This window comes from Spirosoma arboris (assembly GCF_009754945.1).
Taxonomy (GTDB): domain Bacteria; phylum Bacteroidota; class Bacteroidia; order Cytophagales; family Spirosomataceae; genus Spirosoma; species Spirosoma arboris.
The window spans coordinates 52,804-73,528 of the sequence record NZ_WPIN01000025.1 but is presented as its reverse complement, the minus strand read 5'-3'; the positions used below and the strand labels follow the sequence as shown (position 1 = coordinate 73,528).

General features: G+C 49.8%; 16 protein-coding genes and 1 pseudogene. 7 read left to right on the top strand and 10 right to left on the bottom strand.

Annotated elements, in window-relative coordinates; genetic code table 11:
- Window positions 1-11 precede the first annotated feature (11 nt).
- The 4 genes and pseudogenes from GO755_RS36990 to GO755_RS36975 all read right to left on the bottom strand — a co-directional run bounded on the left by GO755_RS36990 (window position 12) and on the right by GO755_RS36975 (window position 5,684).
- Entirely contained in the window at window positions 12-3,146 is a 3,135-nt protein-coding gene (locus GO755_RS36990) for an AsmA family protein (RefSeq protein ID WP_157590474.1), read from the bottom strand.
- Window positions 3,147-3,415: 269 nt separating this feature from the next.
- Complete coding sequence (locus GO755_RS36985; RefSeq protein ID WP_157590473.1) at window positions 3,416-4,180, bottom strand: bestrophin-like domain; 765 nt, start codon at window positions 4,178-4,180, stop codon at window positions 3,416-3,418.
- A gap of 34 nt (window positions 4,181-4,214) precedes the next feature.
- A pseudogene (locus tag GO755_RS36980) lies at window positions 4,215-4,907 on the bottom strand (AI-2E family transporter); the annotation flags it as partial.
- 183 nt (window positions 4,908-5,090) lie between these two features.
- Window positions 5,091-5,684, bottom strand: a complete 594-nt coding sequence (locus tag GO755_RS36975; protein ID WP_157590471.1) for a hypothetical protein — start codon at window positions 5,682-5,684, stop codon at window positions 5,091-5,093.
- 860 nt (window positions 5,685-6,544) lie between these two features.
- Here GO755_RS36975 and GO755_RS36970 point away from each other — a divergent pair.
- From GO755_RS36970 to GO755_RS36960, 3 genes are all read left to right on the top strand, one after another.
- Window positions 6,545-7,771: a hypothetical protein gene (locus GO755_RS36970; RefSeq protein WP_157590470.1), complete on the top strand. Its 1,227-nt coding sequence runs from the start codon at window positions 6,545-6,547 to the stop codon at window positions 7,769-7,771.
- Window positions 7,772-8,030: 259 nt separating this feature from the next.
- Entirely contained in the window at window positions 8,031-8,831 is an 801-nt protein-coding gene (locus tag GO755_RS36965) for a DUF5694 domain-containing protein (protein WP_157590469.1), read from the top strand.
- A gap of 97 nt (window positions 8,832-8,928) precedes the next feature.
- The gene (locus tag GO755_RS36960; protein ID WP_157590468.1) at window positions 8,929-9,222 is read left to right on the top strand and encodes a hypothetical protein; all 294 of its coding nucleotides are present in this window, start codon (window positions 8,929-8,931) and stop codon (window positions 9,220-9,222) included.
- Window positions 9,223-9,593: 371 nt separating this feature from the next.
- Here the strand turns inward: GO755_RS36960 and GO755_RS36955 are convergent, their stop codons facing one another.
- Window positions 9,594-9,839 (bottom strand): hypothetical protein, encoded by a 246-nt coding sequence (locus tag GO755_RS36955; RefSeq protein WP_157590467.1) that lies wholly within the window; start codon window positions 9,837-9,839, stop codon window positions 9,594-9,596.
- 364 nt (window positions 9,840-10,203) lie between these two features.
- On the opposite strand from GO755_RS36955, the gene GO755_RS36950 reads away from it, so the two are divergent.
- The 3 genes from GO755_RS36950 to GO755_RS36940 all read left to right on the top strand — a co-directional run bounded on the left by GO755_RS36950 (window position 10,204) and on the right by GO755_RS36940 (window position 13,380).
- Entirely contained in the window at window positions 10,204-11,187 is a 984-nt protein-coding gene (locus tag GO755_RS36950) for a site-specific integrase (protein ID WP_157590466.1), read from the top strand.
- Window positions 11,188-11,615: 428 nt separating this feature from the next.
- A complete protein-coding gene (locus GO755_RS36945) occupies window positions 11,616-12,425 on the top strand; it encodes an AraC family transcriptional regulator (protein ID WP_157590465.1) in 810 nt (269 codons plus the stop codon).
- 151 nt (window positions 12,426-12,576) lie between these two features.
- Entirely contained in the window at window positions 12,577-13,380 is an 804-nt protein-coding gene (locus GO755_RS36940; protein ID WP_227687241.1) for a carboxylesterase family protein, read from the top strand.
- A gap of 289 nt (window positions 13,381-13,669) precedes the next feature.
- Here the strand turns inward: GO755_RS36940 and GO755_RS36935 are convergent, their stop codons facing one another.
- Window positions 13,670-15,163, bottom strand: a complete 1,494-nt coding sequence (locus tag GO755_RS36935) for a serine hydrolase domain-containing protein (protein WP_198175044.1) — start codon at window positions 15,161-15,163, stop codon at window positions 13,670-13,672.
- Between the two features lie 105 nt (window positions 15,164-15,268).
- Here GO755_RS36935 and GO755_RS36930 point away from each other — a divergent pair, with 105 nt between their 5' ends.
- Entirely contained in the window at window positions 15,269-15,541 is a 273-nt protein-coding gene (locus GO755_RS36930; protein WP_157590462.1) for a hypothetical protein, read from the top strand.
- Window positions 15,542-15,583: 42 nt separating this feature from the next.
- Here the strand turns inward: GO755_RS36930 and GO755_RS36925 are convergent, their stop codons facing one another.
- The 4 genes from GO755_RS36925 to GO755_RS36910 form a co-directional block, all read right to left on the bottom strand.
- Window positions 15,584-18,277 carry an ABC transporter permease gene (locus GO755_RS36925; protein WP_449448586.1) on the bottom strand — a complete coding sequence of 898 codons (2,694 nt, stop codon included), beginning with the start codon at window positions 18,275-18,277 and terminating at the stop codon, window positions 15,584-15,586.
- A 15-nt stretch (window positions 18,278-18,292) separates the two neighbouring features.
- Window positions 18,293-18,631, bottom strand: coding sequence for a PadR family transcriptional regulator (locus GO755_RS36920; protein WP_157590460.1), 339 nt, complete (start codon window positions 18,629-18,631; stop codon window positions 18,293-18,295).
- A gap of 518 nt (window positions 18,632-19,149) precedes the next feature.
- Entirely contained in the window at window positions 19,150-19,539 is a 390-nt protein-coding gene (locus tag GO755_RS36915; protein ID WP_157590459.1) for a hypothetical protein, read from the bottom strand.
- 372 nt (window positions 19,540-19,911) lie between these two features.
- Complete coding sequence (locus GO755_RS36910; RefSeq protein ID WP_157590458.1) at window positions 19,912-20,319, bottom strand: energy transducer TonB; 408 nt, start codon at window positions 20,317-20,319, stop codon at window positions 19,912-19,914.
- Window positions 20,320-20,725: the final 406 nt, after the last annotated feature.

Sequence of the window (20,725 nt, the reverse complement as noted above, 5' to 3'; positions counted from 1 at the left end):
CCAAACCCTACTTATGGCTCTGGTTCCGCTTTCTCTTCGTTTCCCTTTCCTAAATGGATGATCGGTTTGGCTTGACTACCCCGGATTGTCATGGGAATCCCGAAGATACCAAATGGGGGAAGGCCTAATCGAAACTTTAGATTCAGGTGACCATCCAGGCTTACTTTTCCTTCGAGCCGCGGACGAAAACCCGCTACCCGTAATTTGGTTCGTTCAAGCGTGAGCGTGTCGTGCGCGATGGTTGACTTTAGGACAATCCCCGCTACATTGGGATCCCGGATATCGTGGTTGGTTTTACTACTGACCGCCCCAAATAGTCGAAATCCCTTCAGCTTAACCTGACGAACGGATAAGGTACCCCCGCCCGTTAGTGAACTATAAACGGGATGCATCGTCGCGTCTAGATTACCCCCCAATTGATAGTCGAGCGATATTAATCCCTCGGCTTTAGCCGCCGAGGTAGCTAAGGCTCGGAAGAGGGCAATCTCATTGTAGGCTCGCTTGATGTCAAAATCGCTTGCCTGAATATGATAGTTGAATTGGGCGCGTTTAGGCGATAGGGGTAAGTAAAGCAGGTCCATCACTACCGGTGCGCCAATCAGGGTAAAGCCCGTTTGTTTAAGCGTTAGTTGACCACTATCGATTCGCATCTGAGCGTGCGCATCCTGGAGCGATAAGCCCTGATAATTAACCGATTGGGCAGACGCGTCTATCTCAATGGCTAAATTGCCTGGCACCAGCACCACGCCTGAAGGGTCAGCCGGGTGGCCAGCCGCTCGCTTTGACGAAGTAGAAACCTTTACCGTCTTTGACGTATCAGCAAAGGCCATAAACTCATCCACATTAATCGCCTGGCTGCTGAGCGTAAAATGTCCCCCTAAGGGGGCCCGTGGCTTGGTGGCATACGAAATCACATTGGTCAGATAGCCTTTCATCTCGATGTTTGATGAACCATAGCTGGTTCTGAACTGGTCGAACCAGATTTTCTCCTGCTGAAAACGAAACAAGCCCGTTTTGATCCAAAACGGCCTAGGAAATAAGTCCGACGAAAGCTGTAGTCGGTTAACCTGGATGGTGCCTTTATTGACCAGTCGGTCATAGCGTCCCGCCAGTGCGTCACGTTCGTGACCTCGTAGCGACAAATTAGTTTTAATCGTACCCTGGAGCTGGTAACCCGGCAGGGCCACTAACTGATAGAGTTTGCCGACGTCGAGGGTTCCTCGGGAGGTAATGGCGTAGGTTAGATTATCAAAATTGCGCAACTCAGCCTGAAGCCCAAAGGGTTGGCCAGCAAACCAGAAGGAAAGAGGCTGGATAGAGACTTGAAGCGTACGCAGGGAGGGGGTTCGACTGAGGACATGGGCCAGGATTTGAAGGCGCTCAATTGGGCGTGGATAATACTTAGTTTGCAGTGCCCCATTGGTGAGTCGAAGCGTTGCTTGAGTAACAGGAAACTGGCGGTTATCGGGCTGGTAGGGGCCCTTGGTGCGAGCGTCAATGACCAGTTCACCGGCTAGCTTGGTTTGCTTATCCAGGGGATAAAAGGAGGGGACATCCGCTAAATGGAGATTGGCATTTAATCCAGCATCAACGATTAAATCCCTAGCGTTACGAATCCGGGCAAATCCGCTAAGTACATTGGTCAGGGCTTTAGCCTGCAAATTTTCCAAGACCAGTTGGGCATGCCGGTAATCACCATCGGGACAACCTGCATCCAAGGTAAAGTGGATATTCTGGAGAGGTTCCCGCAAGGCGGTGTATTTGAGGTAGCCATTCTCCAGGGAGGATTGCAAGCTAAACCTGGGTATCCGGCTAATAACCCGCTCTTGTCGGCGCAGGCTGGTCTGTTTTAGGACCGTAGTGTACTGACCATCGGCCTGGAAGTTTAATCGATAATGGCCTTTGAGATCCACTCCAGGGATACCCAGCGCTTTGTCCCACTTTTCTAAGTCGATGTCGGTAGTCACTCGGGTATGAATCGTGGGTTGACTGTAGCCATTGAGCCGCAAGCGGGCACTAAAAAAATCTTTGTCGAGGCTAAAATAAAGTGAGTCCATGACCAGATTCAGTTTCTCCAGATTCAGGTTGGGCAGAGTAAGGGCCAGATCGAGCCGTAGGTTACGCACGGGAGCGGGGGCCTTATCGTACGCAATATAGCCGTTTCGCAGACTGGCGTTGAACTGGAGGGTTGGTTTGGCCTGGGTAATCCCACTGTACTGGCCTACCAGCGAGGCTGAGAAAGAACCTGACCCTTTCACCTGAGTTTTTTGAGCCCACGGCAACAGATCCGGTGGCAAGGCCGTGGTAAAGTTCTGCAAATCGGTTTTGACTGAGTGGAGTCTAAAATCCATGGTGTACCCTTCCCTTAGGAACGTCAGCTTCCCACGAAACTGAATGGGAAGTCGATTGAGCCGGAGTTCATTTTTTGCGAACAGCAGAACCAGTGAGTGGGTATTGATAGTAGTAATCAGATCCGCATCCACCCGTTTTCCCAGGACGTAAGGTTGCCGGTTGTAATACAAATCAACCGAATCAATGTGGGTATTGGAATGCAAATCAAACACGGCTTTTTCCAGATCGCCTTTTCCCTGGTAGTTTACCCCTTTAGCCCGGATCAGCATAGGAATTGACTGGTCGTTGTAAATAATAGTGGTTCGATCCAGTTGGATGTGGTTGATGGTCAATGCCGTCTCACTACTATCGGTTGTTGGTGCTGCTGATGAATCGGTGGTGGACTTATAGACATTGTAATTGGGCCTACCCTGGGCATCGACCTGCACGTTAATGTGCCCATCGGCCAGAAAGATTTTGTCGATTACGATGCGTTTCTTGAACAAGCTGGCCAGATTTACGCCCAGACTAATCTGATTGGCCGTGAGCAAGGTATCCTGCTCAAAAGGAACTGACCCGTTGAGACTCACATCAACCAGGGTTAAGGTTAGATCCGGAAAACGCGTGAAAAAGGAAAGCGTGGCATGAGAAAACGTTAATTTCCCGCTTAGATGAGCTTTCGTCCAGCCATTCAGCTTCTGGGTGATGAACCCGGGAAACAGGTAAGGCAACAGGCTAATCAAGACAAGTATCGCCCCTATACCTATACTAAGTCGTTTAAGTAGGGTTGTCGCAAATTTAGGGATCGGTTTCATTCCGTTGGCCAGAAGCCGGATGGACGTATAAGGTATACTGACTAGTTAACGAGCTAGTTCGTAAATTGATTGGAATAATCTACTGTATCGAACAGCTTAACGGTTCCAGGACCTGCAACGTCCCGGAAAACTAATGGTAAGGACTGATCAGCAAGGATACAGTTGTGGTTGCGCCTTATCTGTCGGCTGCTTATCCGTTTGCTACGTCAACGGTTCATTAATGTACTCAACACCAGTTGGTAAGGCTCCGCCGATACACTGATTTCGCCCTAATAGGAATGATCCAGCACCACCAATAAAAATACTATTAGCCCGATCATGCCAGCCAACACCCCAGTTAGCAAGGCATGAAGCCGGTAACTCGTCACCACAAAGCAGTACGAAAAGCCGGTGGTAGCCATGGCTCCTAGCAGAACGACCAACCACAACACGCCCGGCACGCCCCCTTTTAGGGCTTCCTGACGCTGGCGTCGTAGATCGATCAGGTTGTTATAGGCCCGGATGGTTTCGCTGTGCACGACGAGCTGCTCGTTGGTCAGACCCGTTTGGCGCAGCAATAGTTTTTGGAACTGATTCAAGACGACTGTCTCTGAATCAGGCAGTAAGCCCTGGCGCTGAGCGGGCCAGGATACATCAACAACCACAGTAAGATAGTTGTGCACCTGTTTCCGCATGGCATCGCGGGCCGTATCGGGATAAGCGGCCAGGTCCCGATAAAGCACGGCCGTGGCGGAAGCTTCCTGAGACGCAATGATAGCGGCTTGATTGTAGTTGCCCCAGGCGGCCACCGTCAACAGACCCAATAAAAGTCCGTACAGCAATGATACAGCCGAAAAGAACCAACCGACCGTGCCATTATCAATCGAGTTAGCGAGCCGCTTTGGGGCTGGCGTCGGTGAGTAAACCCCAGTCCTACCAGGGTGATACCCAGGAAAATAGCCACGATCAGCAACGCCAGGAACCAGGTAGGTAAGTCGTACAACCAGCGCATAAACAGAATAATTAAGGGCAATACCAACGTTTGTCTTATCCAATCATACAGGTGATTAATGAAGGGAAAACAGCGAGTTAGGTTGGGGCTACTACCGTTTTTTCCTCAACCTGACCCAGCTTTTTGGCTCGTCGAGGCAACTGATCCGTCAAGTCCTTTAAGCTGTTGATGGGTGGTCGTGGTTTTTCCGCTTCGCCAATCAGAAAGCCGTAGGGTTTCAACGCATCGACCGAATCAAAAATAACTTTTAAAATAGCGGTTAACGGCAGCGCTAAAATTAAACCGGGTAGCCCCCATATGGACTCCCACAGGATCAATACCACGATGGCAGCCAGGGGATTGATACTCACTTTGGAGCCTACAATATAGGGCGTAATGAAATTTCCTTCCAGCATCTGTACCCCTAAATAAAGGCCTACCACGGCTAGTGCCTTCAATGGATTGTCCTGGGTAACTAGTGTATAAGCGGCTGGTAACAGCGAGCCTAGTGAAATACCGAAGTAGGGAATGAGCACCAGGCAGGCCCCTAAGAAACCAAAAAACACTGCATAGTCAACGCCCAGTAAGAACAGACCTGCCGTCATGAGCGAACCAATGATAAAAATGACCAGCACTAGTCCGGCCAGGTAATCCTTGACAATGGTGTAAATGCCCCCAAAAACGGAATCGATCATCGAGCGTTTGGCATCGGAAAAGGCCTTGTAAAAAAACGAGCGGAAAAAGTCCCGGTAGAGCAGGAAGAAAAAGGTGAACAGGAGTACCAGTCTAAGTAGCAATTTATAACCAAGAAAGTGGGGGCGACCTGTGAACTGGTAACCGTTTACTGGACTGGACTTCCTATTACTAGACAGTAAGATTATGTTTCATTCTGTGTCCAGTAAAAGGTAAGAAGTCCAAACGTTATGTAATACAGCTTGTAAGACAAACTTTTAGGACTTTGTAGCTACCTGAATTTAGAATTCTATCGCGTCTTCTAGCTGGTTAGCTTCTTGGCGTAAGTAGCCTCTGGTTTCTACATCCTCTTCTCCTTGCAGATGTTGATGAAGGATTAGGTAACGATCTTTATGGACGATAAAGAGCTCGCTGGCCATGAACGCTTCCAGCCAATGACTAAAATCAAGTAAATCGGCTTGCTGATGCGAATAGATGAAATACTCCGTGAAAGCAGCCTGAGCCAAGTTTGACCATTCATATTTTTGGATTGGTTGGATAGGATGACCAAAAAACTTATCCAGTACGTACGTATTGGCACAGAAGGTTTGCCAGACTTTGGCTTTAGCCTGGGCAAACTTACCCGCTTTAAAGAGCAGTATCGACCACTCAAACAAGAAGTCTGGAAATCCAATATCGTCGGGAAATGATTTGGCGAACCAACGGGTATAGGCTAATCCCCCTTTGTAATCGGCCAGTTGGAGATAATAGCGAGTTGGTAAATAGCGTAGTCCCCTGGAATCATCATAGCCGCCAAACTTGCGTTTTTCGGTGGCTAGTGCTCGTTTGATATCAGCTATTTTTTTGATTAGCCGCTGGGTTTGCTTTGGCGTCATGGTTCGTACCTGGCGTGATGTAAAATCAGTATCTAATATAGGTGTAGTACCACGAGTCGACAAAGAGAGTACACTAATCGCTAAGTCTTAAAATCCTTACGTATGCCGAAATCTAATCTTAAAATAATTATAGTTTCGCAATAAAAAAGGCGTTACTAATAGTAAGCTCTTTCTCACTAAAGTTTAAATTTGCCTTTTGTCAGTTTCGTTCACGAAAACCCTTAGCCAAATGGACGCTTATCCTGACTTATGGAAATAGTCTGACCCTTATCTCGAAAGCCAAAAAGCATTCACGAAAAAGTTGCCTTTTATGAACGGTTACTATGAAAAGTACAAATTGTTCAAAGACAATTATAAATTCACAGTCTAACCAGAATAACTATAAAGTACTACTTTAGAAATGGATGAAATCTGGGTCCAGACTATATATTTTAATGCGTCTGTTTACAAAAAAGGCAATGTATATAGGTGAACGACAAAAGCTACTAGCATAATGTACATTCTGAGATAAGCCCTATCGGTTACTGTAGGGTACGAAACAGAAAAGCCACCAAAAGTCTTGCCGGATAAACTTGCCTTTTTATTCCTAGTTAGCTGAGCGCCAGAAAACGGCTCCTGTTCGTCATCAACTCATCTGGACCTGTTGTTGCCCAAAAGCGACCTACTAGCAGTTCTCCCTGGTTGATGCGCCGACACCAGCTTAGTTTTGACGCAGTAATCTCCTGATTTGGCTACCTTACTGGAGCTCTATATGCCTTTTCTATAACTGAACACTAGCCTCCACTGGATACGTATCCGTACTGACGGGGCTGACGAAAATGACGATAAACGAGTTAATCCGTACCTATTCTGTACCTCTAATGGCACTCTCAACCAGTTTGTTTGCCTTATTGGGCTGTTCGTCGACCGCTCAGAATCAGGTGGTTCGTGGCCCATTGTCCATCGGCTATACGCTTGATCGGGAGTACAGTCTAAACTTATTTAAACCGAATGCGAACGGCAAACTGATCGGTACCCACACAACCTCCTATTTTACTATTAACTTCCAGGGTAAGCCTGTGGTCGTCAAAAACAAGGAAGGCAAAAAAGTGCCCCTCTGGCAGGCACGGTTTCTTGCTGATGCGCCTAAACCAGCCCTATTGGCCACCAGCAACGGTATCTACCTGATCACCGATAACCATGGCCAGCCACAAATAACGACCGTCCTTGACGAAGGAATCGACTTGAGTACCTACCAATGGCTGGATAGTGAACAGGGACAGCCCGGCCGGGAAACAAGTAGTTATCCAATGGACAACTCCACATCTTCCCGACTTTTGTCGGGTGGGCGTTATCTACTGGTAGGCAACTCCGCGTCGGCCCAGATTGGATCGGATGGGCTTACTGGGTGCAGTGTCCTGGACGTACACACCCTAAGCGTTCATCCGATTGATTGGAGTAGCCAGGCGGCTATACAGCGTGCTGATGGCTTTGTGCGGGTTAGCTCCAGGCTGGTTAGCTGCTCACCGGGTAAGACCCAACTGGTGTTTCTGGGAAGACGCGACAACCACCAGAGCAACCGCCCTGAGTATGCGCTACTAGCCGTAAACTTCGTCAAGAATCAGATCTATGCCGTTCCCTTCCGAGCTTCGGCAATGCAGTTTATGTGGGCCGAGGACGCTACATCCGATTGGGCGGCCACTTATTTTGACTGGACTAGGAATCGCCAGGGAGCGGAAGTACTAAGCGTTCATCCGTACACCCAACACCCGCCCTGGCACGGCCGCTGGGCGCAGGATCCGGGTGAAGGCCAGCCGATTCGCTACGAATTGAAACCGGTGCTGCCTGGCATGTTTGACCACTTCATGAGTTGGGCCCAAAAACAGTACCCGGCCATCGAGCCCAACGTCGAACGCTCGGAGGGTATGATCCATGCAACATTCACCATCAATAGGTCGGTGTTCGATCTCTATGTTCGCGCCGACTATAGAAGTCTTGGCCTGGAAAGCAAGGACCAGACGTTGCTCAGAACCATCGGCGATCAGTTTGACGAGAAGTTGCGCCAAGGCCTGTTTCAGGACGGGTTTGGCGAGATGGACCCTGATTGAGATAGGCTGCCCTTACCCTGATCGTTGCGCTTATCCAACTGCCTGTCAGGCAACCGGTCGTATACTGCCTTTTGCTAACAGCCGGGCTGCGCTTTTAGGAAACATAAAGTAGCAAAACGACGCGTATTCAGTCAGTTGCAATTGATTGTCGACATCTGGCGACTCAGGCTTAATGAATGGCTGAACCTTGTTAATCTACCCACCTTGGTATCACCATCCGCCCGGTCGGCAATACACCACTTATAAACCATACTCCATCATGCGCCTTGCTCTAGTCCTTAGTTTGATCCTACTTTCGTACCCTATTCAGGCTCAGCCTAAAATCCAGGTTGTGTTGCTGGGAATGTATCACCTCAATAACCCCGGTCAGGATGTGGCTAAAGTTAAGGTGGATGATGTGCTGGGCGAAAAACGGCAGGCCGAAATCCGATGGGTTGTCGATGCCCTGAAAGCGTATGGGCCGGAGCAGATCTTCACCGAATATAGTCCGGAGCAGCAACCGCGGTTGGACAGTCTTTACCGGGCTTATAGGGCCGGGGGCCGACGCGACAAACGGGGCGAACTGGACCAGATCGTGTTTCGACTGGCCAACCAGCTGGGTCTGAAACCCGGTCAGATCGTTGGCGTCGATGACACGGGCGATTTCCCCTACGACTCGCTGATGAAGGTAGCCAATAGGGCGGGGCAGCAGGCACTGCTATCGGAAATGAACCGGACCATAACGGACTACACGAGTTGGTTTAACACGTACCTAAGAGACCATACCATCGGCGAGGTGCTGTTGGCGCTCAACACCGCAGAGCAGTACCGTTGGGATTTGGGGGGCTACTCCAATCTGGTTAGCCAGGTGGGCGGGCCTGAAAACTCGGTGGGGGCCTACCTGACTGCCGAGTGGTACAAACGCAACATTTACACCCACAGCCACATTCTCAAACGCATCGCACCCGGCACGAAGCGTATTTTGGTGGTCTTTGGCGCTAGTCATGCGGCCGTTCTTAATCACCTGTTTGGGCTTAGCAATCAGTTTGAGGTCGTGCCGCTACCCCGGCTTCTGAAGTGACGGCAAAAATCAATACTGCTCAGCTACTTATCTTTGGAATACCTCCACCAAAACCATAGCTTCAGGCTTTTCATTAGGTCTTACCCTTTCTACAACTGTGACACTACTTCGTATCTGTTGGGCCATCGATAACATCACCCTGCTAGTTGGCCTTTATGTTTTCGTTAAGGGTATCCTTACTGAAGCACCTAAGTATGATTTTTATCTACTAGGGTTGGCCTTAATGGGTCTATTAGTGGGGAGTTTAGTAGGCAGTTACTGGCTGCTCAACCAGCATCATCTTAAATGGGCTATTTTGGTGGCTGCCGTCCCTGCCGTTTTAGCCACTTTAGTTGGACTAGGGATGCTGCTTCTAGGGTTACTGTACCAACCCGGTGGAAACACTAAATGAGGGACTTTGTCTGATCGACACTAATTAATAACTTACTTCGAGTCGGGCTGCTTAACCTATCGTTTACTTATACACCTTGAATAAAATAAGTCCAATCGGCTCGTGTGGTTAAACTACTGAGAGGATTTATTGAGGTCATCCTCAGTCCCGCGTCGGCGTACCGTGCCATTTCCCTGGGCCGCTGTTATACATTTCGGCATAAAGATCTTATCTTGAAATAACAATAATTTAAGTGATAAAAAAAATGAAATAATTCCTAAGCACTTATTGATTAAGTACAACTAGTTCACAGATTTTATTCATCCACGAAACCCCTTCTTTTTCTAAATCCAGTTGTCTTTACCTAAACGAATCAGCAAGGCGATACCATCTCACTCCGTAAATTTAAGTGGGGTTACCAATCGCCATTCCGATTCGGGATTGTTACGCTCAAACATAAGGTTAAAGGCAAACCTGGACTGCTCGGTATCTACTACCGTTAACTGATGGTCTATGGAAATGGATGGATCAATAGTCAGTGGCGCAAATAGGGCCACTTTGTGCCGGTTCCCTCGAATACGGAGTTGACCGAGTTGTTGGACTAGTTCTTCATAGACACGTCTGGAAATGGAATTCATAGCACTAACTAGGTCTTGTCTGGTACTACTAAAACGAGTAGCCTAACATTTTATGGGGTTGATGTGCTCTCTTTTTTCACTTAGTTGGCTTAGAAAGGTAGCTGAAAACAAACGCTCAATCAATTTTACAAATCATTTACGGTGGTTCACGTTTAGTCATCAGCCGCTGAAGGGCTTTTACTCGTAATGACTGGCGCTGTTAGTTATTTCTAAATCTGAGAAAGTCTTACTGCTTTTATAACTACATAAATCGTTACTCGTGATAAACATCAATTATCACGAGTAATCGTATCTTTGTTAAAACGCCTGATTTTTGATCGATTCCGTTCGAAATCGTATTGACTCAAGCTATCGTTTCTAACCCATGAGCCAACCCGACAGTCCTCTCCAAGCCTTAACGATCATTCCAGTTTCTGAACAAAGCTTGTCGTTGAGGGTCGATGAACAGATTCACCAGGAGGCCAGCGAGTACCTGCGGGCAGGCCTGCAAGGTTCGGCCAATTCACACCGGGCGTTTGTGACGGACCTCAAGCAGTACTCCGCTTGGTGCCAGCAGAATGGCTACGAGCCATCGCCTTTGTCAGCGATTGCCTTAGTCGAATACGTCACCTTCCTGGGAAGAACCCGCAGCTTCTTCACCATTCAACGCCACCTGGCCAGCATTGCCAAACTTCACCGCCAGCACCGAGTTGGCTCGCCGACCACCGACGAGCAGTTCAAGGTTTTCATGAAAGGCTTTAAGCTTAAAAAGACCGTGCGCCAGAAACAGGCCCCTGACTTTTCGCTTAAGCAGTTTCGCCAGGCCCTGGACGCCTTACCCCACACACCAACCGGGTTGCGCAACCGAGCAATCCTACTACTTGGGTTCACGGGGGCTTTCAGGCGCAGTGAATTAGCGGCACTTGACATCAATCACATCCTGATCGATGAGGCCGGCCTGGTCATCCGGATGGACCGCTCGAAAACCAACCAATTCGGGGAAGTCGAAGAAAAAGCGGTTTCGTATGCTAGCGAAGCTGAGTATTGCCCCATTGGAGCCCTTCAAGCCTGGCTGGCCGTATTGGATCGGAAAGAAGGCCCTTTATTTGTCCGGGTTCGGAAAGGGGAACGAGTCACTGGAGAGCGTCTGTCAGATGAGTGGGTCAATCGCCTCGTTCAGCAGCAATTGGGGGAACCCTATACGGCTCACTCCCTGAGGGCCAGTTTTGTGACCATTGCCAAGGCGAACGGAGCGGATGACCTGGAGGTGATGAATCAGACCAAACACCGTACCACGACCATGATCCAACGCTATGATCGACGGCGTAATATCCGCAAGCACAATGCATCGGGTAAGCTGGGGCTTTAGTTAGGATTAGGGTGGTATAGGTTAGCTTGTGCCTAGTAGGCAACAAATTTCAACCTTAATCATCGCGTTTTGATAGCAGTTCTGTGCCACTAATTTGACTGCTATACAGCAATAGTTCGTCTCACAAACTCAGCTACAATGTGAGAATTTTGGTTTGATTAGTGAGATAACATTTTGAGACTTTATCGTTTATTGATTGTCCTTTCTAAGACAATCACCATATCCATTAGCTAATACGGGCGTTTTTTGGAATAGTAAATCTCCTGGTTTAACTTGTTGCCCGGCGGTGATTGGGCGGTTGCCTACGGTTTGTTCAATCGTTGCCGAACAAGCTTAGCTCAGCAGCCTAGCCGTAGCCTAAGGATAGGGTTCAGACTTTGGCCTTTGTCTACCACATAACTGCATTGGCCGACTGTATTTGATTTTTATTGATCCATGGAATTACTGGGACAAGGGAATATTCGGGCAATGTGAAGCTAAAAAAGAACTGCCAGGGCGTTATCGTTTCCGTCACGCTCTATGATCAACCGTCTCTCAATGACCAAACCCACTATCACACCAACCCACATTTTGGCTTTACTGTGCAGGGAGGCTGTATTGAACGAAAACAGGACCGCTATGAACTGGCACCGGGCGACATCAGCTATTACATGGCCGGTGAAAAACACCAAGTGGTGCGCGTAGCCAAGCCCTCGATCCGGGTTAACCTGGAGATAGAGCCCCCGTTTATCGATGCTTACCAGCTCACGGACACCATCATCCACAAGACTGCCACCAAAGATCTCGCTACCAAGTTTCTGATGGTAGCCATTTATCATGAGCTGCTGACCAATCAGGAGTGTTCCTCCCTGAATATCCACCAGTTGGTATTGGCCTTATTTCACCAGTCCAAAAAAATAGCGAACGAAAAATCGATTCCGGCCTGGGTTCCAATCGTTTGCGATTATCTACGCGCCCATGGCCACGAGCCGCTTACGCTAACCGATCTGGCGCGTGTGGCGGGCGTGCACCCGGTTACCCTATCTAAATACTTTGCCAGGTACGTAGGCTGCAATCTGGGCCACTACATCCGCCAGATCCGGGTCGAAAAGTCGATCGGCCTCATCAAGGCAACCAACGCATCAATGGGCAGCATTAGCTATCAATGCGGATTCTTTGATCAGAGCCATTTTAACCGCTCCTTCAAAGAGGTCAATGGTATTCTACCGGGTCGATATAAAAAATTAGAACCACGCTAATGAGGTACTATTTCCGGCTGTTTCTACGAGTCATCTTTGCCTGTCAGGACTAGGGGCATCTTCAACTTGTTCGGTGAAACGAAAAGACAATCCTATGACAAAACGAAAAGCAGGACTAACCACTAAGGCTGAACCAGTCATGTCGCTTAAAATGGATACTAGACAGCTGAAAAAATTTATTTCTATTCTCGCGCTAGTAGTCTGTGGTCATTTTTCCCAGGCGCAGGATTTCAGCGCCTTTAAAAAAGCGGTGTTTGTGCGGGGCAAAGACACCTTACTTTATCGGATCATGTATCCTGTCGATTATAACGTAAATAAGTCCTATCCGTTGATCGTATTCCTCCATGGGGCGGGACTAAGAGGAAATGACAATGAACGGCAGCTCACCGAAAGTGGTCGTTTCTTTTTACCTGATTCGATCCGAACTAAGTATCCTGCCATTGTTATTTTCCCGCAATGTCCTTCGGATAGCATGTGGTTCAAGCATCCTCCGAGTCCACCCTTTGACACAACCGTAGCGGTTAACCATCAGATGAACACGCTGGCACTATCCACCCCGGAACGGCTGGTTAAGCTTTTAATGGACAGTTTGGCAGCCCACAAAATCGCCGACAAAAAAAGAATTTATCTGGGTGGCACCTCGCTGGGTGGCTTTGGCACCTACGATTTGACCAGTCACTATCCGGATTATTTTGCCGCCGTGTTCCCCATATGTGGGCAGGCAAACGTAGCCTTATATCCGAAAAGGGCAAAGAACGTTCCCGTATGGATTTTTCACGGGGCCATGGATGACGTCATTAACATCTGGCCTGATAGAGCCATGATTAAAGCGTTACAACAAAGCGGTGCAAAACATGCGCGCTACACGGAATACCCGGAGGGAAAGCATAACATTGACGCCAATGTATTCGCAGAACCAGATCTGTTCCCTTGGCTATTTTCGTTTAGAAAGTAGTCTAAGGCATTGGGCGGCCCTGTTTATTTCTGGGGAACTGTATGGCTGAGATCGCTGGGCTATTTTGTTACTCTACATGTATACACAAATCCGATCAGCCAGGTAATCCTGTAAAAACGCTCCCCAATGAGACGAAGAAGCGGTCATAAATCTGCTCCATAAATGGAATATTTAATACAACATAATCTCCCTTTCGTACTATCCCAGGAAGTATAGGGGTTCTTCTCCCAAATGCCACCCCCGTGCAGGCGAATTTATACGCCGGGCCGCCGGAGCGGTGAGTAACTCATCAATGACCGACTTTTTTAGCTTCTCGTTGATTGACACCGGAGACGACGATACAGCGCTCAACCCTCCCTTGGCCGCTCTTTTCGAAGCGAAAGCTGGTCTCTCCGGTTTGCAACGTAAAATACTGCTGCGAGCTCTCCGCCAGCAACTCGATGGGTTCGGAGATCGTGAAGTGGTAGGTCGTTCCCACGCTGTAGCTGCCGGTAATGAATAAATGGCCGTTTCGAGTCGTTACCGTGAATTTATCCTGGCCGTCCGCATCGGCTTGGTCGTAGGTCCCAGCTAGATTCTGGAGCGAAGCGGGGTCGGGGGTGATGAATGCGCGGGAAGCGGGCTGAAAGTCTGGCCACCCGTATTCGTGGGCCACAGCGCGTAGAAGCTCGTTAATCAGCTTTTCGCCCTGCCGCCCGTTGGTCATGATGACGATGCCCGGTCCCTGGTCACGATAGGCCTGCAGCACGGCCACAAAACCGTCGCTCACCCCGAAGTGATAAAAACGCGGTGTTGCGCCCGGCTTTTCCAAATTAAATCCCAGTCCCCAAGTGTCCTTCTGACGGGTAAGCATCTGTTTGGTTAAAGCCTGCGAGAAGAGCTTGTGAGAAGCGCCCGCGTACGCGTTTTGTACGTCGATGGCCGCCAGCGCCAGGTCGGTCGGTGTTGTCCACAAGCCGGCGGCCGCCATCTCAGGATAGGTACGAAAGCCTCCCGGCACCGGCTCGCCCCTGGGTCCGTACCCGTGCGCGGCATTGCGGTAGAGAGCGAGCGGTAGGGGCTCCTTATAGGTGCTGTGACGCATACCAAGTGGGCCAAAGACAAGCTCCTGCATCAGCGTCGGGAAGCTTTTGCCCATCGCTTCCATCAGCATCAACTGCATAATCGTGGTGCCCCCGCCGGAATAATTCCACTGCGACCCCGGCACGGCTTCGACGCGTACGGGTGGGGAGTTCGCTGGTTTAGTGCCGTCGAGAATTTGGGTGACCGAAGGCACGGGCTGGGTCCGTTCGTAACCGCCAAATCCGTGGACACTCACCCCACTACTATGGCTGAGAATCCGGCGTAGCGTGACTTTCTGGCTTATTGTAAACTCGTTGTCCGGCAGCTTCCAGCTGGTAAGCTGGTCATTGACGTTCTCATCAAGTTTCAGCTTGCCCTTTTCCACCAGGCTGAGCGCGCCGAGTGCCGCGATAGGCTTGCTGATTGACCCGGCCTGAAAGAGCGTTTCCGGGGTGACGGGGCGGCCCGTTTGTTGGTCGGCTACTCCATAGCTCCGCGACCAGACAAGCTGCCCATGGTCAAAGTAAGTGACGCTGATACCCGGTACATGATAGTACTGCATCCGGTCGGTAAGCTTCATGATGGGCAGCGGTTGGCCTTTGAGGACCACAGAGGGGAGTAGGCCGTTTTGAATGCGGTCAATCCGCGCTTGCGTCGTATCGGCTGGAATCGGCTGTTGGGCCCTGGTTTGAAACGACAGCAAAATCAGAATGGCAGCCATTCGGCACGTGCAGATAGGGCGATAGAACAGGTTCTGGAGCATATTGACGTAGTCTAGTTTAAAGCGAGAAGAACTTCCCTCACCGAATGGCGAAAAAAATCGTACATGGGTTCATTGGCCGTTTCGTACGGCAGTGGCCGACCGTCGCTTTGGCGGCCCGGCGCAGCCGCGTACGGTCGCAGTGCGGTTCCCCGCCGGGACACCCCACCCCTGCGTAAAATCCACGGTCCGGCCTGGGTCGGCACCAAAACGGCGGACCGTACCGATTGCGTTCACTTGACTGATTTGATCGACTCAATGGCTGTCAAAAGTCAAGGTTCAAAAAGTCACAATTTCCTGAAGTTTAACCGATTAAAGACGTTGCTAGTCAAATTATAGGATGAACCGCAATCCTACCCAGATAGGAGCGATTCAGCTTCGTTAATCGCTTCGCAAACTCTTCACTGGATTTAGGAAGGCGGCTTTGATACTCTGGACGCTCACCGTCAGCAGCGCCACGACGAGTGTGGCCACCAGGGCGACTAGAAAAATGCCGGGACTAAGCCTAATCCGGTATTCAAAGTGCTGTAACCAGCCATTCGTGATCCACCAGCCCACCGGTGCCGCCAGCACAAAGGCCGTTCCGATCAGCCGGACAAACTCCCGGTTGAACAGCCATAGAAGGCTGCCCACACTGGCCCCCAGCACTTTGCGCACGCCAATCTCCTTGGTCTTTTGGGTGACCATAAACAGCACCAGCCCATAGAGTCCCATGCAGCCGATGAGCAGGGCAATCACCGCGAAGAAATTGATCAGCCGGCCCATCGTCTGCTCTTGCTGATACGCTTGTTGAAGCTGTTCATCGACAAACGCTGACTCAAAAAAGCTATCCGGGTACACCTGGTTGTAGGCTTTTTGTAACTGCCTCAACGCCCGGCCGTAGTGGGCCGACGTCAATTGAAGGTTAGCCGAGTAGAAGCCACTGGCGAGCGTCGTCAGAAACCGGGGCTCAATCCGGGCTTTGAGGTCCGACTGATGGTAATCGTTTAACACCCCGACAATTTCCAGCGGGGCAAAACCCGCTTTGTAGATACGTTTGCCGACTACGTCCGCCGGTCGGCTGAAGCCCAGTCGCTGCATGAATGTTTCATTGATGAGGGCTTCGCGAGCCGTGTCGGAAGGTTGCAGGTTACGCCCGGCGACTAACTTGAGGCCATACAAGCCCACGTAATCGGCATCCACCCAGGCCTGTTGCAAGCCATACGGTTCGGCGTTGGGGCGGCTCTCGAAGCGAATCTCGGTTTGGCTGATCCAACCCGATTGCGGGGGGCCGCTCATCGAGTAACTGAACGTACCGACATCGGGCAGGGCGGTGGCCAGGTGGCGGAAGGCGCTCATCTTGCTCAGGTCCTGGGTGGGCGTGTGGGGCAGACTAACGGTCAGGATGGCGTCTTTGCGAAAGCCCAAATCCTTCTCCCGGACGTACTGGAGTTGCTCGGCGACGACGACTAACCCGATGATCAGCAGCTGCGAAATGGCGAACTGGGTGACCACCAATCCCCGCCTAAGGGAGAAGCCCCCCACCTGCCGCGTGGTGAGCCGCCCCGCCAGGGCCACCACGGGCCGGAAGCCCGCCAGCACGAGGGCCGGATACAAGCCCGCCAGCAGAATAATCCCGGCTACCAGGAGGGCCAGCCACCCCAGCACCGACGGCGAGAAATGGAACGTGAATCGGAACACCCCGTGCAGGTATTCATTCGCCAGCGTTTGTCCGTACCGAAATACACCAGCCGCCACTCCGGTAGCCATAAGAACAATGAGCGCCGTTTCGCCCATGAACTGCCAGACGAGTTGGCCCTGGGTGCTGCCCAGGACCTTCCGAACGCCTACTTCCCGTGCCCGATTGAACGCCTGCGCCGTGGCGAGGTTAATGAAGTTGATACTCGCCGTGCCAATCAGCAGCAAGCCAACGGTCAGCAACGACAGGAGCAGTCCCCGGCTTACGCCCCCAAAATCAGGCGATAAGTGCATGATGCGGAACGGAACGGCCGGATACGATAGCTCCCTGATTTGTTTTGGATTATACTTTTTGACGAATGACCCCAGTTGCCGGTTCCAGTCCGTGGCCCTGAAGCGGTCATTAAACAGGGCAAAACAGTGGGTGCTACTGTTGGTGTTATCAAACGGCTCCGCTTCGGGTCGGTTGCCGCGCTGGTCTTTGAGTGATGCCCACGAAGCCATGACTGGATAAGCCAGGTCGGTATTATCCTGGTAATCGGCGAACACCCCCACGACGCGGGCGGGAATACGGGCTTCGAGCCGAAGGGTTCGGCCGATCACCTGGCCCGTCGTCCCGAAGCACTTACGAGCCATATCCGCGCTGAGGACCACCGTGCCGGGCTGGCTCAGGTCATCGGGACCACCGGCCAGCCAGGTGTAGTCGAAGATGTGGAAGTAGGCAGGTTCCACAAACGCCCCGGCCTGTTGGGTATCCTTAATTTTCTTGTCCGCCCCGTTGGCGCCGGGTACGACGATCAGGGGTTGGTACCACTCCTCCAGCATCGCGACCTGTTCAATATCGGGGTGGTCGTTGCGGACGGCCTGCCCGAGAGGGTATGGGATGGCCCGCGTGTTAAACTCACCACTGGGGGAAGAAAACCGGGACGTAAATTGGTAGATACGGTCGTAATTGTGGTGGTGGCGGTCGATCTGGTAGTGATAGCGGACCAGTGCGAAAATGAGTAAGGCGCAGCCTAGTCCGAGGGCCAGGCCTGTTACATTGATCAGGGCGTAGGCCCGGTTTTTAACCAGATTCCGCCAGGCGATTTTGAGATAGTTTCGAAGCATAGCACTCGTTGCAGGGGTAGGATACGGGTTGTAAGGGGGAATCGAAAGATTCGTTGAAGCGGCTTGTCGTTTCGCAAAGAAGGGCGTTAAACAGTGTAGGACTGCCCAGCCATACTCGCGTCGGGCGCGGGCTAAGCCCACTTGGCCTACTCGTTTATGAAAGCTTTCCAGTAAGTCTCCCTGCACATATTCCAGCAGGTGAGGAGCGACAAACCAGTCCAGCAGCCAATCTGCCCACTGAGGTGGTGAGGGCGGTTTCGGTTGGGGAGATGAGGGCTGACGAATCATGGCTATGGCAACCGCTTAAAGGCCCAACAGTTGAAGTTTAGCCTCCGGGACCGATTCCCAGAGTCGAATGCGCATCTGCTGAATCTCCTGCAGGACTCTTCCTCCTTCAGTGGTGAGCGCAAACAATCGCTTACTACGCCCTCCCCGCTCGGCGGTGGCTCCGCCAACGGAGGAGACCAGAAAGCCTTTTTCTTCCAGGCGATACAGCGTGGTGTGGATAGCGCTGATGGTAAAGCTTCGGCCGGTTTGGCGTTGGAGCTCTTCCAGGACGGGTACCCCGTAAACATCTTCAGTGCTAGCCGCTACTACTAGCAAGACTAACTCTTCGAGCTCCCCTAATACAGTCTTTTTCATGAATCGGCTTTACTGCTTTATTAGATACAATAAATTAGATCAAATAGAATGCCGAATATAAAAATGCCTGTTAAGTCACCTTAAACGAGGGTAATGCTGGCGAATCTGTCCAAAATCGGACAACAGACTGTCCAGTGATGGACAAGCAACTCTTGTAACAAGGCCGGCGTATTCGGATTAAACATTTGGTTGAAGGAGCGAAAGGCGTTTGCCGAAAAGACTCTATCTTTTCTTACTAAATAGCTAGAAAAAGCGTTGTCAATAAGGTTATCGTTCAGAATTATCAATCTCAATAAAGGCTCCGAATTGAGACGAAAATAAAGAGGCCTTTTTAACTGACTTGAAGAGCTTTCTTCTATACTATGGATTGTCAAATGGAGATATGAGTCAGTGAATTAACAGGGCTTCTAGCTTTAATCGAATAACATTCTTTACAGTTATTAAAACCGTTCTGGAAAATGTATAAAAATTCAAACTATGTTGGATTCTAAGAGAATAGAAATTTTTCAACGTTGTTACTAAACCAGCATAAGTTTAAAATGGTCCTGCAAGTCGATTAGGGCCTCTTTATCAAGTTTGATGATTAGTTCAGTGCTGTTCTCTTGACCATGGTTATAGCGTCTTTTGTAATTAATAAGGATGGTATAATCGTCAACAAAGGCCGTAACTTGGATAAACAACGTGCTATTAATATCTATTAATACAGCAGGCTGATTGGCCATCAGGGAATCCTTGAATTGACTTAGCGAAGAGCTGAGGAACCAAACGCCATTAAGCCTTAATTCAGATGTATGCTCGAAGAAGGTAGTTTTAATATGTAAGTGCACTTGAATTGCAGATAGCCCCTCATCGACGCCGACCTGCTCAATTTGCAAAATAAAAGGTGTACTGCTCCTAATGTCAGTCATTTAGTCTGTTAGCTAATCTCTACTGTGTCAAATCGAGCGTCAAAAGCTTAGTTTACAATGCCTCCTTTATCAATTAGGCCTAGTTGAAAATTTCACTCGTTCAAAAACCCGACTCAGATCATGTAATTTCCTTAATCTCCTTATTATGGGAGCAAAGAATGAACGGGTTGTGGGATGCCATAGCGATGACAGGAAAAATGGCATAGCCGCTTGGCGGTGGTCACGCTAAGCCGAAACCACTTGATCTGCTGCTGGCTGAATTAGTTGGTCAATTTGCCCGGAATAACCACGTAACTGATCCAGCTGTCAACTCTATTCGTAGAGCGTCTTGACAGAATTGTCAGAACCTATTTTGCTAATGAGTCTCACCCCTTAATTGGGTGGGATAAAGTTTACATAAAAAAAAACAGTGCTTTTTATGAATCGATCGTTTTTAGCAGCAGGAAGCCATTTAGGCATTAAAGCGATTACCCGCTGAATTTCGTCGTCGAAATCTTTTCGTAGAGCAGGTGGGGTAATAATATTGGTAATGGTTCCCTGCTCATTGATAGTCATTTGTACCCCCACCTTCTGTTTACAACTTTCGATTAAAGCACTGGAGGGATCATGAACTGTTCTTTTTAGAAAATCATAAAGCCCTCCAACTCCGCTTGGAAACTGAGCGGATCGATTCGATTCATATAGGATACTATCTCGTGGTGATTGGGCATTGGATAAAACGGTTAGCAGGCATAAAAGAAAAATAATTGGCCATTTAGAGGGGTGTATGAAACAATTCATATGACTTAGGATAGGTTAGCGGAAAGCAGACTCGCATTTTAAGGAGTACCTGGAGGTAGACGGGACAAGTAGCCTCCTTTACAATAGGACAGCCGGTAAATAGGTAATCATGGATTTGTAGTCTGCGGTTCGGTGGTACACGTTCAACGCGACAAAGTTGGCCGGTGAAAAGGCTAGTTACGTTCACCTATTTGCTACCAATCGATCGCTAGTTTGGGGGGTAAGCGACTACCCTAAATTGGGGGTACGCCACTTGAGTTGCTCGCGTATAGGCCTGATTATCAGATGATTTATTTAACCCTCGCCATCAAATCGATTATAAGCAGAATTTTTACCCAATTAAGAAACAGCTGAGTTATACGGTGTTTTGTATGGAGCTGTGCTGAATACCACTAATTATGTAAGT